Here is a 13,905-nt window from a genome sequence, read left to right on the forward strand (position 1 = left end):
CACCGAATCGCTGAACGTCCTGGGGTCAGATTGCTGCCATATACCTGGCTCAAGCAGGCAATAGGCGGGCGACTACTTCGGTGAGCTGTTTGACGTTGCGGCATTCGTGCATGGTGACGTGCTCGGCGTACACCCCAGCGGCGGAGTCGCCTGTGGACCAGGAGCGGGCGGGCTCCGGGTTGAGCCAGTAGGTGTGCTTCGCACGGTCGCACATGAGTTGGAGGGCTTCGAGATTCGGGTCGGTGCGGTTGGTGCGGGCGTCGCCGAGGATCAACAGCGACGTGCGGGGGCCTAGGGCGTCCAGGTAGTGGTCGGTGAAGCCTTGGAGGGCTTCGCCGTAGTTGCTGCTGCCGAAGCGGGCGACCCGGGATTCCCGGATGATGCGGGTGGAGAGGCCGGGGGTGGGGGGTTCACCGGGGGTGAAGTACGAGGTGATTTCGTCACAGGTGTCGATGAAGCCGAAGCTGCGGACTCGGCTGAATTGGTCTTGGAGGGCCTGGACGAGTTGGAGGGTGAATTCGGCGAAGCCGGTGACCGAGCCGGAGAGGTCGGCTAGGACTACGAGGTCGGGGCGGCCGTGTTTGCGGGCGCGGAGGACGGGGTCGATGGGGACGCCGCCGGTGGCCATGGAGCGGCGGAGGGTGCGGCGCATGTCGATCTGGCCGCGGACGGATTTCTTGCGGCGGGCGGCGAGGCGGGTGGCTAGTTTGCGAGCCAAAGGGGTTACCAGGCGGCGCATTTCGGCGAGGTCCTGTTCGCGGGCGCCAAGGAAGTCGACCTGGTCGGTGGCGGATTCGATGCCGCGGCGGGCGATGTAGTCGGTGCCGCGGAGTTGGGCCGAGCGGAGGCGGGCCTCGGTTTGGACCGCGGTGCGGAAGGCGTCGACGCGGCGTTGGGCTTCGATGGTGTGGACGGTGGTGTCGAGTTGGCTGGTGCCGCCCATGCCGTCGACGATGCGATCGATGAGGTCTTCTGGCTCAAGGGTTTTCATGGTCAAGTAGGAGGACCAACCCATGCCGGAAGCAGCGGACACGGGGCCGGAGGTTTGGCCGGTGCCCGCGCCGCCGTAGCCGCCGAGTTCGGTGAGGGCCTGGCGGGCGAGTTCGGTTGTGGCAGCACGGTCATCCTGGGTGAGGGCCGATACGAGACGGTCGCGGAGCGAATCGAGAGACTCCGGTGTCTCGGGCAGCATCGGCTGGGTCTCCCCCGGGCCCAGGAAGTAGAGGTCGAAGAGCTGATCGAAGACGCTGCGCTGGCCATTGCGGCGCAATAGGGTTGCGGCGAGGCCGGAGCGGAGGCGGTTCGTATCGGATAGGCCGAGCGCGCGAATCGCTTCGGCGGCGTCGACGGTTTCGCTGGGACCCGCGGTGATGCCGTGCTCGCGCAGGATGCTGACGAAGTCGACGAGACGGTCGGTCATCGATTGGACCGGCTGGTCGGTGGCGCGCTGCTCACGCCGGGGCGGCGCGGTCATCGCGCGCTCCCGGGCCGCACCACGTGACCGAGCCATCTTTCGTCCAGCCCCGCTGGGTGCTGTTTCCGGCATACCGCACACGGATTTGCCTCGCGCGCAGAGAATTGCGGTGTGACACGCCGAGCTGTGAGCCACATGGTGGGCGTGAGAACCGGACAGCTCGGACGCCACTCGGCGCCGCCATCCAGCGCCCGGTCCATCCTCCGCAAGGCGGGCGAGGGCGCGGATGCCATCGATCCCGGCGTCGGCTCAGACTCAGCGTGATCAGCCGACGCCTCCGCGGCAAACGCCCCCGCTGCCTCCAACGCGAGCGAGATGAGCGCAATTCGTATGGGCGCGAAAGGCGGCTCAGATCCAGCGTGATCGGCTGACGCCCCCGCCGCAAACGTCCACGCGGCCTCCAGCACCAGCGGAATGGGCGCAATTCCCGTGGGTGTGAAAGGCTCCTTGCCGCCCCGATGCCGGTTCCGGACCTGGCCGCTCGGTCGGCGGCCCATAGGCCCGCTCGTCCGGCCCTCGCCGGTATGGCCGATCGCGTCGCGCACGTGCTCCCACGAAGACGGGACCCGAGCGACGCAGGCACGCGGCATCGCCCGAGCAGCGCGAGCGCGCGCCATCCGCCGCGCGGCATATACAGGCAGGACGCCGGTGAACCGCCGGTCGACCTCACAGTCATCGCAGATCCGCACAACTCCTCGTACACCCCTCCGACAACCGACAGGTGCGCGAACGCCGAAGCGAGTCCGCGGCAACGGGACCCGAGCGGCACAGGTACGCCGCGTCAGCCGCGCAGCGAATGCATGCAAGACACCGGTGAACTGCCGGTCGATCTCGCGGACTTCACGGATCGGCACGATTCCTCGTGTAGTCATTCGGCGACCGGCAGGTGCGCGCAGGCCGAAGCGCTTCTGCGACAACGGGACCTGAGCGGCGCAAGCACGCGCAGTCGACCGCCCGTCAAACGCAGCGATATCCGCGCAGGTGTAAGTCGCGTCGAGTCGATATGCCGACGTCACTGCTCGGTGTCCTTGCCGGGCAACACATCCGCACCAAGCGCGAGACGTTCGACGGCGATGCGGTGGTCGGATTGATACTTCAACAGCACGCCCAGCGTGGACCGCACAACACCGCTGGTCAGATTGCGGGCACCTAGTGTCACCAAAGTCCGTGCCCAGTCCACGGTTTCGGCAATCGATGGCGATTTCCGCAGCGACAACTGTCGGAGCGCACCGACCACCTCGACAGCGGCCGCGGCGGTGACCGCATCCAGCTCGGGCACCTTCAGGCGCACGATCGCGCGTTCCAATTCCGCTGTCGGATAGTCGATGTGCAGGTACAGGCAGCGGCGCTTCAGGGCTTCGGAGAGGTCTCGGTTGGCGTTGGAGGTGAGGATGACGAACGGCTTGCGGACGGCGGTGATGGTGCCGAGTTCGGGGATGCTCACCTGGAAGTCGCCGAGTACCTCCAGCAGTAGTCCCTCGAGCTCCACATCCGCCTTGTCGAGTTCGTCGATGAGCAGCACGGTCGGGTCAGGGTTGCGGATGGCGGCGAGCAGGGGGCGCTGGAGGAGGAATTCCTCGGTGAAGACGTGGTCGCGGGTGCTGTCCCAGCCTTCGTTCTCGGTGGCGGTGATGCGCAGCAGTTGTTTGGCGTGGTTCCACTCGTAGAGGGCGCGGGCCTCGTCGATACCCTCGTAGCACTGGAGGCGCACCATCGCGGCATCGGTCGCGGTCGCGACCGCGCGCGCCAGTTCGGTCTTGCCGACGCCCGCCGGTCCCTCTATCAGCAGGGGCTTGCCCAGGTGACCGGCGAGGAAGACCGCGGTGGCGATGTCGGTGGACGGCAGATAGCCCGCGGTGGTGAGCCGCTGAGTCACCTGGTCTACCGAATCAAAGAACCTACTCATCAGTAGCTAGTGTAGTAGAGCACTCGCTCCGGTATCGCGCGGACGTCCGGCACCGCCGGTAGGTGGCCGCACGGTGGTTGGCCAGCAGCGCCCGCAGTCGTACCCGACAACGCCGTGAGTACCGCCGCAGCCTGTTCCGCGCTGCCGAACGTCGCGCGCGGCACGGACAGTGTGACGTCCATCACGGGCCGCGTTCGTATCCTCAGAACCCCGATGTCGCGGCGACGACTCGACCCGATTCGATCGCCTCGATCAGTGCCCGATGGTCTATCAGTGTCTGGTCGGCGTAGGCGATCGCGAACTGTGCCATGGCACGATCGAATGCGTCGCCGCTGCCGAGGTAGGTGGCGATGGCGACGCGGTCGCCCGATCTGGCGTGGGCGCGGGCCAGGGTATGCCCGCAGAGGGTGGCGTATTTCGCCAGATCGCCCGGCGACAAATTCTCCAGTACCGCCGAACCCTTCATATCGCGCAGCTGCCGCCAGTAGTAGTGGCGGCCCTGCGGACCGGTCGCCCAGCCGAGAAAGATGTCGCTGGCGGCCTGCATGAGACGTTGCCCTTGCACCACGCGGTGGCCCTGATGCTTGAATTTGCTCGGCCTGAGATGCGGCGAGAGCACCGAGGCCTCGGCCTCTTTCACCTGGAGGAACAGCGGGCTGCAGGTATCGCGGTCGGCCATCAGGACGATGAAGCACCGGGTGCCCACACTGCCGACGCCGACCACCTTGCGTGCGACTTCGACGAAGCGGTGCCGGTCCAGCAGTACCCGGCGCTCCTCCGGCAGGGTGCTGCGGTAGGCGGCGAACACCGCCGAGACATCCAGCGCCTCCGGCTCTTCGATCGGTACCAGCAGCGGCGGCTTGTGCCGGATACGTGGGTTGCCGTCCGCGCCCGGCTCGGTGAGTTTGACGAAGGCCTGGAGGCTGGTGTTGGAACGGGCCGTATTCAGTGTCTTCTCGACATCCTTGCGACGCTTGGTTTTGCGTGCCAGTTCGGCGACCGCATCGGCGTTGACCTGTTCGTACCAGACCGTCATACCGTCGAGCCCGGCCAGCCGGATCATGGATTCCCGATATCCGCGGGCGCCATCGAGCACCGCGCGCATGGCTTGGGCGTCATCGCAGCCGTTCGCGCGCGCGGCGACCGCGACGCTGGCGGCGAGACGTTTGACATCCCATTCGAACGGGCCGGGCAGGGTTTCGTCGAAATCGTTGAGGTCGAAGACGAGTGTGCGTTCCGGCGAGCCGAACAGCCCGAAGTTCGACAGGTGGGCGTCGCCGCAGAGTTGCACCCCGAGGTCGGTGCTCGGGGACGCGGCCAGATCGGCGGCCATGACCGCCGGGGCGCCGCGCAGGAAGGGGAAGGGCGCGGCGGCCATTCGCGCGTACCGGATGGGCACCAGATCGGGCAGCCGGGTCCTGGCCTGCTGCTCCAGGATGGTAACCGGATCGATGCGGTCGGCCGGTGCCCGCCATTCACCGAGTGCCGAACGCGGGACTCGCTTGCGGACCTCGCGGCCGATGCCGGAGGCGGGACGATCGTTCGCTACCTCGATCACGTTCGTCATTTGCCCAGTCTGGCGCTCCGGATGCGGCATCGCAAGACATCTCCCCCCGGCGGCCGTATGCGTGTCATCGATGTCGACCCCGGGCAGCCTCTGAAGAATTGCCAATAGTTCGCTGAGCCATTCGCAGACTGTCTGCTCTCGCCAACGGCTCCGCCGCATGTTCGCGCGACCCCGACGTCCGACTCACGTCCCGAGAAGGCCGACGCGCGAACCACGATCTCGGCGGCGAGACAGCACCCGGCTTCATTACGCCGCAGCGGATTTCGACCATGAGGGGTCACACCCACGCCACTCGGGGTTTCACCGTATCCGGGGAAGCCGCACTGTCATACCTTCGGATGAACCTTCCCGCGAGTGGTGTTACCACCCGTGACCATTCAATCCGAGTGCGGCACAGTGTAGGTCGTGCGGTCACTGCTTCGTCGGCAGATTCGGTCGCGGCCCGTCGGCGACGACGGGCACACCGATGCCGACCTGCCCGCGTCATTGCGCGGGCGGTCCGTCACGAGTGACGCGCGCCGGATATCGAAGAGTTGAAAGGATTTACGTTGTTCACGACGAGAAAGTCCGCCGCCTCGCGCCGGATGCTGGCGGGGGTCGCGATCGCGGGTGCGATCACCGCGGTCCCGTTGGTCGCGGCCGGCCCCGCCGCGGCCTCCCCGGAGGCCACCGGTCCGCAAGCCACCGAGATCAGGCATAACAGGTGGGATTGCCGCGGCAACGACCCGTGGGAGGACTTCTGGGACGACCGCCGCTACGACCCGTGGGACAGCTTCTGGGATGACTGCGATCGGTGGGACCGCCACGATCCGTGGCGTAACCCCTGGCGTCACCACCGTCCGCGCGGCCTGTTCGGCAGCAGCTAGCAGCGATACGGCCCCGGACACGGCGGGCCTCGGAGGTCGGGGATTACTCGGTGTGCCGCAACCGGTTCGGTTGCGGCACACCGTCGTTGGCCCGCCATGCGGGCCGGTTGGTCTGCCCGCCAACCGCCGATGAGAAAGGTCCCTCGATGTTCTCGTTGACGATGTCACCTCGGCTGCTGACCCGCGCTGCCATAGCGGGCACGATCGCCGCTGTTCCCCTGGTGTTCTCGGCGATTCCCGCCGCGGCCGATCACCTGTCGCGCGATGTGGTGTTGTCGCAGATCCGGGCGGGTCAGCTCGCGGAATGCGACCAGCCGGAGTGGATCTCCGATGCGGAGGTGCAGGCCGAATGCGCGCGGATCCGGTGGGCGTCCAGCCTCGCCAATCCGGCGAATCCGCTGAGTCCCCACCACCCGAACAACCGGAACAGGCTCAACGATCTCAATGATCCGACGAACCCGGCGAGCCCGCTCAATCCGATGCATCCATTGAATCCATCGAATCCCAATAGCCCGCATCGTGCGGGTCAGACCCCGGCCTTCCCGGGCACGCACAATCCATAACCGCCGACCACGAGTCGCCGATCACGCGGGAGCGCAACCCGTTTCCGCGTAACAGGGTTCCGGATTCGACGCGGGCGCACCATCACAGCGGGTATGGTTCGACCTCGTCATCGGATAGGTTCATCCCACTCGACAGAGGTTCAGATGAAATCGGTCAGCAGAGTATTCGTGCTTCCCGCGACCGGCGCCCTCGCCGCAACGGCATTGCTCATGGTCAACGCCGGACCCGCATCCGCCGCATCGGGCGGTAAGTTCCAGACGATCTATTCGCTCACCGACGGAGCGTGCGTCGCGGTGGTCGATTCGTCGGTGCACGGTCCCGGATACCCGAATTCGGCGTCGTTCACGGTCAGCACCAACATGATCGGGTTCGGATCCTGTGGCCTGGACGTCACGCTGCACTGGAAGAATGTCGATACCGGCGAATCCGGGACCCGCACGGCACATGCCACCGGTCCCGGTTCCTGGGTCAGCGATCCGAAATCGTCGATCTTCCAACCGGGATTCGGCAATTTCGTCGGCACCGTCACGGTGGGCGCGGCGCATCTGGGCGAATCCGGTCAGGTCGCATTCACCGTAGAGAAGTACCAGGGCTGATACACCGAGGGCCCGTTCGTCGAATGACGAACGGGCCCTTTCGGTTCTGCCGAAACCTACGCGGTTTCGGTGATCGGGCGATCGACCCAGCTCATCAGGCCGCGCAGCTTGGCGCCGGTGACCTCGATCGGGTGCTCGGCGTTCTGCTTACGCAGTGCCTCGAGCTCCTTGTTTCCGCCCTCGACGTTGGCGACCAGACGCTTGACGAAGCTGCCGTCCTGAATGTCCTTCAGGATGTCCTGCATCCGCTTCTTGGTGTCGGCATCGATGACCCGCGGGCCCGACAGGTAGCCACCGAATTCGGCGGTGTCGGAAACCGAGTAGTTCATGCGCGCGATGCCGCCCTCGTACATGAGGTCGACGATCAGCTTCAGCTCGTGCAGCACCTCGAAGTAGGCCATCTCCGGCGCGTAACCGGCCTCGACCATAACCTCGAAACCGGTCTTGACCAGTTCCTCGGTACCACCGCAGAGCACTGCCTGCTCACCGAACAGGTCGGTCTCGGTCTCTTCCTTGAAGGTGGTCTTGATGACGCCGGCGCGGGTGCCGCCGATGCCCTTGGCGTAGGACAGCGCCAGCGCCTGGCCCTCACCCTTCGGGTCCTGCTCGACGGCGATCAGGGCCGGAACGCCCTTGCCGTCGACGAACTGACGACGCACCAGGTGGCCCGGGCCCTTCGGCGCGACCATGCCGATGGTCACGTTCGCCGGGGGCTTGATCAGGCCGAAGTGGATGTTCAGGCCGTGGCCGAAGAACAGCGCGTCGCCGTCCTTCAGGTTCGGCTCGATGTCGTTGGTGAAGATCGACGCCTGCGCGGTGTCGGGCGCCAGCACCATGATCACGTCGGCCCACGCCGAAACCTCGGCCGGGGTGCCGACAGTCAGGCCCGCCTCCTCGGCCTTGGGACGCGACTTCGAACCCTCGGCGAGGCCGACGCGGACGTCCACGCCGGAGTCGCGCAGGCTCAGCGAGTGCGCGTGGCCCTGGCTGCCGTAGCCGATCACCGCGACCTTGCGGCCCTGGATGATCGACAGGTCGGCGTCGTCGTCGTAGAACATCTCGACTGCCACTGTTGTTGGTCCCTTCTCGGATTCTCTTCTTAGGCTGATTCTTTGGTTAGCGGGTTGCGGTGATCGACTTGGGACCGCGACCCACCGCCACCACACCGGACTGCACGATCTCGCGAATGCCATACGGTTCGAGCATGCGCAGCAGCGCGTCGAGCTTGGACCGGGTTCCGGTCGCCTCGACGGTGAGCGCGTCCGGGGACACGTCGATGACCTTCGCACGGAAGAGCGTAACGGCCTCGATGACCTGGGTCCGCACGCTGGCGTCGGCGCGCACCTTCACCAGGATCAGTTCGCGAGCCACCGAGGCGTCGGCATCCTGCTCCACGATCTTGATGACGTTCACCAGCTTGTTGAGCTGCTTGGTGACCTGCTCCAGCGGCAGATCGTCGACGGTCACGACGATGGTCATGCGGGAGATCTCGGGGAGCTCCGTACCGCCGACCGCCAGTGACTCGATATTGAAGCCGCGGCGCGAGAACAGACTCGCGACCCTCGCCAGCACGCCCGGCTTGTCCTCGACGAGAACGCTCAGGGTGTGGGTCGTACTCATTCGCTCACCTTGGTCTTCTCGTGCTCGGCCTTCTCTCGGTCGTGCGAGAGGGCCTCGTGGATGACGGCGGGCTCGGCGGCCTGCTCGTCCTCGTCGAACAGGGGGCGGATGCCGCGCGCGGCCATGATCTCGTCATTGCTGGTGCCGGCGGCGACCATCGGCCACACCTGCGCGTCCTTGCCGACGATGAAGTCGATCACCACGGGACGGTCGTTGATCGACTGCGCCTCGCGGATCGCGGCCTCCACATCCTCCTCGCGCTCCACCCGGATGCCGTGGCAGCCGAGCGCTTCCGCGAGCTTCACGAAGTCGGGGATGCGCAGGGTGTGCGTGCCGAGATCGGTGTTGGAGTAGCGCTCCTCGTAGAACAGGGTCTGCCACTGGCGGACCATGCCGAGGTTGCCGTTGTTGATCAGCGCGACCTTGATCGGCACGCCCTCGACGGCGCAGGTGGCCAGTTCCTGGTTGGTCATCTGGAAGCAGCCGTCACCGTCGACCGCCCAGACTTCCCGGTCCGGCGCGCCCATCTTGGCGCCCATGGCGGCCGGGACGGCGTAGCCCATGGTGCCGAGACCACCGGAGTTCAGCCAGGTGCGCGGCTTCTCGTACTTGATGAACTGGGCGGCCCACATCTGGTGCTGGCCGACGCCCGCGCAGTAGATCGCGTCGGGTCCGGCGAGCCTGCCCAGCGCATCGATGACGAATTCGGGCGAGAGCGAGCCGTCGCTCGGCTGCGACCAGCCCAGCGGGTAGCTCTTGCGGATGCCGTCGAGGTACTCCCACCAGTCGGTGAGGTCCAGCTTGGGCGAGCCGGAGGGATCGGCCTTGAGCGTCTCGATCAGTTCGACGATCACCTCGCGGCAGTCACCGACGATCGGCACGTCCGCGTGCCGGTTCTTACCGATCTCGGCCGGGTCGATATCGGCGTGGATCACCTTGGCGTCCGGCGCGAAGGAGTCCAGCTGACCGGTGACGCGATCGTCGAAGCGCGCGCCGAGGGTGATCAGCAGATCGGACTTCTGCAGCGCGGCGACCGCGCCGACGGTGCCGTGCATACCGGGCATGCCCATATTCAGCTGGTGGCTGTCCGGGAAGGCGCCGCGGGCCATGAGGGTGGTCACCACCGGAATGCCGGTCAGTTCGGCCAGCTCGAGCAGTTCGGGTGAGGCGTCGGCCTTGATCACACCGCCGCCGACGTAGAGCACCGGCTGCTTGGCCTCGAGGATCATCCGGGCGGCCTCGCGCACCTGCTTGCCGTGCGGCTTGGTGACCGGACGATAGCCGGGCAGCCGCATTTCCGGCGGCCAGCTGAAGGTGGTCTGCGCCTGCAGCACGTCCTTCGGGATATCGACCAGCACGGCGCCCGGGCGGCCCGAGGCCGCCAGGTAGAACGCCTCGGCGATGATGCGCGGTATGTCGGTGCCCTCGGTGATGAGGAAGTTGTGCTTGGTGACCGGCATGGTGATGCCGGAGATGTCGGCTTCCTGGAACGCGTCGGTGCCGATCAGGCTGCGACCGACCTGGCCGGTGATCGCGACAATCGGGACCGAGTCCATCTGGGCGTCGGCGATCGGGGTGACCAGGTTGGTCGCTCCGGGGCCGGAAGTGGCCATACACACACCGACCTTGCCGGTGGCCTGGGCGTAACCGGTGGCAGCGTGGCCCGCGCCCTGCTCATGGCGCACCAGCACGTGGCGCACCTTGGTGGAGTCGAACAGCGGGTCGTACACCGGGAGAATCGCGCCGCCGGGAATGCCGAATACGGTGTCGACGCCGAGCTCCTCGAGCGAGCGGACGACGGACTGCGCGCCGGTGACCCGCTCGGGCGGGACCTGGCGGCGGTTCGCCGCGGACGTCGTGTGACCAGCGGGCGTGGCCTGCTGACTCGCCGAAGGCGCTGGCCTGCGGGCCGATGGCCCGGGCCGTGCGGTTGGTGCACTCACCGTCTTCGTTCCTAACTGTTCGTACTAGACCCCGGACAACACTGCTTCGTGTGATTGACACGTGGTGCCTTGCGAGTCGCCACGTGCGGACTTTTGTCCGAACACAAAAAAGCCCCCGTCAGCGCATGGCTGATCGAGGGTGGCGCGTCGCAACGCGAGCTGACGTATTCGACTCAGGTAGTCAGGCTCAACGCTGGACGCGCCGGCCGATTACGAGCAACTCGTTCCGATTCACGCGCACGACGTTAAGCGGGCGTGAACCGAAGAGTCAAACAGATGACCCATTGCGTCCCATTATGTGGGACAGTGCGGTTGCTTGTGTCCGTTCACCAGGATGCGAGGATGGTGGTGTGTCATCACCGCATCAGTCCGTGCCACCGGCTAAATCGTCCCATACCGCACCCGAGGGATCGGATACGGGTAGCGAGTCGGCCCCGACGCGGCCGGAGGCCGACGTGAAGATCATTCGCATCCCGCGGCTCGCCTACCTGGGCGTGGTCGTGTTGTTGTTCTGCGTGTTCTTCTTTTTCGTCGGCTCACCGACCTTCCTGTGGTGGCTGCTGTTACTGCCGGTCGCGGTGGCGGTGTGGGTGACGCGCACGCAGACGACGGTCTCGGAGAAGGGGCTGGATCTGCGGACCGTCTTCGGTTCCCGGCACCTGGACTGGGCGCAGGTCAAGGGCGTGCGCATCCCCAAGCGCGGTTTCGTCCGGGCACATCTCGCCGACGATTCCGAGGTGAAGCTGCCCGCGGTGAGTTACGACCGGCTGCGCGACCTGATCGCCGCGTCCAAGGGCCGGATCCCGGATCTGTTCGCGGCGGCGGCGGAAGCCGAGGATCGGGCCTACGCCGAACGCGTCGCGTCCGAGGAATCGGCCGACAACCGCGACGACGCCACACCCGGCGACGCCACATCCAGTGACGACACATCCGGCGACGAGCAGCGGCCGACCAAAGACGCCTGACCTCACCGCGGACCGCGGGTCGCCGAGCGACGGCCGCACCGACCCCGCGCGCACGCTGTTCGACGCGAGCGGGGCGATCGGCATCGATGGGCGCGCGCGGCAAGCGAGCTGTGACCGATTACACCGAGGGAATATCCGGTGGCGCGGCCCCGATAGACTCGGTACAGCTCCACAATCAGGTGCTCGGATCCGGCGACACACTCCGATCCGCGTGCCGCCCAGACGGTTCGGGTACCGACACCTCCCCGATGACACCGCCAGCGCCGACGACACCCTCGCGGCGACACCGACAGCGTGCGCGACCGCACAGTAGTTCGCCGGGTGCACCGGTCCGTATGCCGCGACGGTGCCGCGCGGTCCGCACAGCGCCGCGCGCCGCGGCGCCGAACGGGCTCCGCGACCGGCTCATCCGCGCTGCTCCCGCCGACAGCGCCAACGCCCGCCGGGAGTACCGTGGGGACGCCGCCGAGCCAACTCTGCGCAGTCGCACATCAGCCCCCGCGACCCCATCGAGGACCATTTCATGCCACCGCTTCGTTCACGCACCACCACCATCGGCCGCAATGCCGCGGGCGCTCGCGCCCTCTGGCGGGCCACCGGTATGACCGACTCCGATTTCGGTAAGCCGATCGTCGCCATCGCGAACTCCTACACCCAGTTCGTCCCTGGCCACGTGCATTTGAAGGATGTCGGCGAGATCGTGGCCGAGTCGGTGCGCGCCGCGGGTGGTGTGCCGCGCGAATTCCACACCATCGCCGTCGATGACGGTATCGCCATGGGTCACGGCGGCATGCTCTACTCGCTGCCCTCGCGCGAGATCATCGCCGATTCGGTCGAATACATGGTCAACGCGCATACCGCCGACGCACTGGTCTGTATCTCCAACTGCGACAAAATCACTCCCGGCATGCTGAATGCCGCCATGCGGGTGAACATCCCGACCGTATTCGTCTCCGGCGGTCCGATGGAGGCCGGTAAGGCGGTCGTGGTCGGTGGTGTCGCACAGGCGCCGACCGACCTGATCACCGCGATCGCCGCCAGCGCGAATCAGGCTGTCTCCGAGGAGGGTTTGTCCGAGGTCGAGCGCAGCGCATGCCCGACCTGCGGTTCCTGTTCCGGCATGTTCACCGCCAACTCGATGAACTGCCTCACCGAGGCGCTCGGCCTCACGCTGCCCGGCAACGGTTCCACCCTGGCCACGCATGCCGCGCGCCGCGCACTGTTCGAGCGGGCAGGCACGGTCATCGTCGATATCGCCAACCGCTGGTACCGCGAGGACGACGCGTCGGTGCTGCCGCGAAATGTGGCCGACGAAAAGGCCTTCCGCAATGCGATGGCACTGGATGTCGCGATGGGCGGTTCCACCAACACCGTGCTGCACACGCTGGCCGCCGCGCAGGAGGGTGAGATCGACTTCGATCTCACCACCATCGATGAGATCAGCCGCCGGGTGCCCTGCCTGTCCAAGGTTTCGCCGAACTCGGACTACCACATGGAGGACGTGCATCGCGCGGGCGGCATCCCCGCCATCCTCGGCGAGCTGCGCCGCGCCGGTCTGCTCGAGACCGACGTGTCCACCGTGCACTCCGCCGGCTTCGACGAGTGGCTCGACACCTGGGATATCCGCTCCGGCAAGGCCTCCGAGGAAGCCATCGAACTGTTCCACGCGGCGCCGGGCGGCGTGCGGACCACCGAGCCGTTCTCCACCGAGAACCGCTGGTCCTCGCTGGATACCGATGCCGCGGGCGGCTGCATCCGAGACAAGGAGCACGCCTACACCGTCGAAGGCGGTCTGGTCGTATTGCGCGGCAACATCGCTCCGGACGGCGCGATCCTCAAGACCGCGGGCATCGACGAGGAACTGTTCTCCTTCCAGGGCCCGGCCGTGGTGGTCGAGTCGCAGGAGGAGGCCGTCTCGGTCATCCTCGGCAAGCAGATCAAGCCGGGCGATGTGATCGTGGTCCGTTACGAGGGTCCTTCGGGCGGCCCCGGCATGCAGGAGATGCTGCACCCCACCGCCTTCCTGAAGGGCGCGGGCCTCGGCAAGCAGTGCGCGCTGATCACCGACGGCCGCTTCTCCGGCGGCACCTCGGGCCTGTCCATCGGGCACATCTCACCCGAGGCGGCCAGCGGCGGCGTGATCGGCCTGGTCGAGAACGGCGACCAGATCCGCATCGACGTCGCCACCCGCACCCTCGAGGTCGTCGTCGACGATGCCGTGCTCGCCGAACGCCGCGCCAAAATGGAAGCGTCCGAACGCCCCTGGCAGCCGGTGGACCGCCAGCGAACGGTCACCACCGCGCTGCGTGCCTACGCCGCGCTGGCCACGTCCGCCGACAAGGGCGCCGTCCGCCGCGTGCCATAGCCGGAAGAACCGAAGAGCGACGCCCCGCGGGTTACGGGG

11 protein-coding genes are annotated in these 13,905 nt (G+C 66.9%); 5 read left to right on the plus strand and 6 right to left on the minus strand.

Annotated elements, in window-relative coordinates:
* Positions 1-49: 49 nt before the first annotated feature.
* The 3 genes from AB0H61_RS05835 to AB0H61_RS05845 form a co-directional block, all read right to left on the minus strand.
* Positions 50-1,474, minus strand: coding sequence for a VWA domain-containing protein (locus AB0H61_RS05835; RefSeq protein WP_357299643.1), 1,425 nt, complete (start codon positions 1,472-1,474; stop codon positions 50-52).
* Between the two features lie 1,012 nt (positions 1,475-2,486).
* A complete protein-coding gene (locus AB0H61_RS05840) occupies positions 2,487-3,380 on the minus strand; it encodes a MoxR family ATPase (protein WP_357299646.1) in 894 nt (297 codons plus the stop codon).
* Positions 3,381-3,582: 202 nt separating this feature from the next.
* Positions 3,583-4,947 carry a DUF2252 domain-containing protein gene (locus tag AB0H61_RS05845; protein ID WP_357299648.1) on the minus strand — a complete coding sequence of 455 codons (1,365 nt, stop codon included), beginning with the start codon at positions 4,945-4,947 and terminating at the stop codon, positions 3,583-3,585.
* A gap of 548 nt (positions 4,948-5,495) precedes the next feature.
* Here AB0H61_RS05845 and AB0H61_RS05850 point away from each other — a divergent pair.
* The 3 genes from AB0H61_RS05850 (at position 5,496) to AB0H61_RS05860 (ending at position 6,973) form a co-directional block, all read left to right on the plus strand.
* Positions 5,496-5,813: a hypothetical protein gene (locus tag AB0H61_RS05850; protein WP_357299651.1), complete on the plus strand. Its 318-nt coding sequence runs from the start codon at positions 5,496-5,498 to the stop codon at positions 5,811-5,813.
* Positions 5,814-5,959: 146 nt separating this feature from the next.
* Positions 5,960-6,376: a hypothetical protein gene (locus tag AB0H61_RS05855; RefSeq protein WP_357299654.1), complete on the plus strand. Its 417-nt coding sequence runs from the start codon at positions 5,960-5,962 to the stop codon at positions 6,374-6,376.
* A gap of 144 nt (positions 6,377-6,520) precedes the next feature.
* Positions 6,521-6,973: a hypothetical protein gene (locus AB0H61_RS05860; RefSeq protein WP_357299657.1), complete on the plus strand. Its 453-nt coding sequence runs from the start codon at positions 6,521-6,523 to the stop codon at positions 6,971-6,973.
* Positions 6,974-7,029: 56 nt separating this feature from the next.
* Here AB0H61_RS05860 and ilvC read toward each other — a convergent pair whose 3' ends face one another.
* From ilvC to AB0H61_RS05875, 3 genes are read right to left on the minus strand one after another with little or no spacing between them, the layout of a single operon-like run.
* Positions 7,030-8,031 carry a ketol-acid reductoisomerase gene (gene ilvC / locus AB0H61_RS05865; RefSeq protein ID WP_357299930.1) on the minus strand — a complete coding sequence of 334 codons (1,002 nt, stop codon included), beginning with the start codon at positions 8,029-8,031 and terminating at the stop codon, positions 7,030-7,032.
* Positions 8,032-8,089: 58 nt separating this feature from the next.
* Complete coding sequence (gene ilvN, locus AB0H61_RS05870; protein WP_040708923.1) at positions 8,090-8,593, minus strand: acetolactate synthase small subunit; 504 nt, start codon at positions 8,591-8,593, stop codon at positions 8,090-8,092.
* The gene (locus AB0H61_RS05875; protein WP_357299660.1) at positions 8,590-10,536 is read right to left on the minus strand and encodes an acetolactate synthase large subunit; all 1,947 of its coding nucleotides are present in this window, start codon (positions 10,534-10,536) and stop codon (positions 8,590-8,592) included. Before AB0H61_RS05875 ends, ilvN begins: the two co-directional genes overlap by 4 nt.
* 455 nt (positions 10,537-10,991) lie before the next feature.
* Here AB0H61_RS05875 and AB0H61_RS05880 point away from each other — a divergent pair, with 455 nt between their 5' ends.
* Together AB0H61_RS05880 and ilvD are read left to right on the plus strand one after the other, a co-directional pair.
* Positions 10,992-11,501, plus strand: a complete 510-nt coding sequence (locus AB0H61_RS05880; RefSeq protein ID WP_357299663.1) for a PH domain-containing protein — start codon at positions 10,992-10,994, stop codon at positions 11,499-11,501.
* Between the two features lie 523 nt (positions 11,502-12,024).
* Complete coding sequence (gene ilvD, locus AB0H61_RS05885; protein ID WP_357299666.1) at positions 12,025-13,866, plus strand: dihydroxy-acid dehydratase; 1,842 nt, start codon at positions 12,025-12,027, stop codon at positions 13,864-13,866.
* The last annotated feature ends 39 nt before the right edge of the window (positions 13,867-13,905 follow it).

The organism is Nocardia sp. NPDC050710 (assembly GCF_040654375.1).
Taxonomy (GTDB): domain Bacteria; phylum Actinomycetota; class Actinomycetes; order Mycobacteriales; family Mycobacteriaceae; genus Nocardia.

What these genes read in the sequence shown, in the direction of transcription:
- AB0H61_RS05845 (WP_357299648.1), bottom strand. Translation starts at nt 4,947, where the DNA reads ATGACGAACGTGATCGAGGTAGCGAACGATCGTCCCGCCTCCGGCATC.
- AB0H61_RS05855 (WP_357299654.1), top strand. Translation starts at nt 5,960, where the DNA reads ATGTTCTCGTTGACGATGTCACCTCGGCTGCTGACCCGCGCTGCCATA.
- ilvN (WP_040708923.1), bottom strand. Translation starts at nt 8,593, where the DNA reads ATGAGTACGACCCACACCCTGAGCGTTCTCGTCGAGGACAAGCCGGGC.
- ilvD (WP_357299666.1), top strand. Translation starts at nt 12,025, where the DNA reads ATGCCACCGCTTCGTTCACGCACCACCACCATCGGCCGCAATGCCGCG.
- ilvC (WP_357299930.1), bottom strand. Translation starts at nt 8,031, where the DNA reads ATGTTCTACGACGACGACGCCGACCTGTCGATCATCCAGGGCCGCAAG.
- AB0H61_RS05835 (WP_357299643.1), bottom strand. Translation starts at nt 1,474, where the DNA reads ATGACCGCGCCGCCCCGGCGTGAGCAGCGCGCCACCGACCAGCCGGTC.
- AB0H61_RS05860 (WP_357299657.1), top strand. Translation starts at nt 6,521, where the DNA reads ATGAAATCGGTCAGCAGAGTATTCGTGCTTCCCGCGACCGGCGCCCTC.
- AB0H61_RS05840 (WP_357299646.1), bottom strand. Translation starts at nt 3,380, where the DNA reads ATGAGTAGGTTCTTTGATTCGGTAGACCAGGTGACTCAGCGGCTCACC.